The following is a 1,004-nucleotide window of genomic DNA, read 5'->3' as shown; positions in this document are numbered from 1 at the left end:
GGACGGTCGGACTTCCCGAACCAGATCAACAACGTACTGGTCTTCCCGGGTGTCTTCCGTGGCCTCCTGGACGCCCAGTCCCGTACGGTGAACACCGACATGATGCTGGCCGCGGCGGGTGCGCTCGCGGATGTCGTCCACGACGACGAACTGAATGCCAACTACATCATTCCGAGCGTCTTCAACGACAAGGTCGCGGGGGCGGTCGCCGGAGCCGTGCGTGAAGCGGCAAAGCCTGTGACCGGTACCACTGCGGTCTGAGCCGGGCACGGCGCGTCGCGGCCCTTGGGCTACCTGGGGCCGCCATAGGGTGGCGGGCAGGAAAACGACCGCCACGGCGCTTTTCGTGTGACTCTCCGGGGTTCCGGATTGGCTTTCCCGCCACAGGTGGGGGCAGGATGCGTTCCGGGCGCGAGGGTCTGAACAGCAGACCCGGGTCCGGGGACTGTCCGAGGGCCCTGGCAGCATCGGCTTCGATCTCACGCCTAATGGCAAGATGAACACGGGAGTACAACATGAACCGCAGTGAGCTGGTGGCCGCTCTGTCCGAGCGCGCCGAGGTGACCCGCAAGGACGCCGACGCCGTTCTGGCGGCCCTGGCCGAGGTGACCGGTGAGGTCGTCGCCAAGGGCGACGAGAAGGTCACCATCCCCGGCTTCCTGACCTTCGAGCGCACCCACCGTGCCGCTCGCACCGCGCGCAACCCGCAGACCGGTGAGCCGATCGAGATCCCGGCCGGCTACAGCGTGAAGGTCTCCGCGGGCTCCAAGCTGAAGGAAGCCGCCAAGGGCAAGTAAGCCGAAGGCGCGCAAGCGCCTGGCGAACAACAATGGGGCGGCCACCCGGTGCGGGTGGCCGCCCTTCGCCGTCCCGCGGCCCGTAGCGGCTGCACGCCGCTTCACGGCCCGTAGCGGCTGCTCAGGGGGCCCGCCGCCCCTCGGCCCGCCCTCAGGCCCCGCCAAGGCGCCACGACGCCCCCTGCACGCCAGCCCGGGCCCGCGAGC

2 protein-coding genes are annotated in these 1,004 nt (G+C 69.6%); both read left to right on the top strand.

Going from position 1 to position 1,004, the window contains the following annotated elements; translation table 11 throughout:
* Nucleotides 1-261 (top strand): malic enzyme-like NAD(P)-binding protein (locus EEJ42_RS31330; protein WP_281291548.1); only part of this gene is annotated, 261 nt, incomplete at its 5' end.
* Between the two features lie 254 nt (nucleotides 262-515).
* Nucleotides 516-797, top strand: coding sequence for an HU family DNA-binding protein (locus EEJ42_RS31320; RefSeq protein ID WP_009717479.1), 282 nt, complete (start codon nucleotides 516-518; stop codon nucleotides 795-797).
* Nucleotides 798-1,004: the final 207 nt, after the last annotated feature.

The organism is Streptomyces botrytidirepellens, assembly GCF_003721215.1.
Lineage (GTDB): Bacteria > Actinomycetota > Actinomycetes > Streptomycetales > Streptomycetaceae > Streptomyces > Streptomyces himastatinicus.
This window is presented reverse-complemented; position numbering and strand designations above follow the sequence as displayed.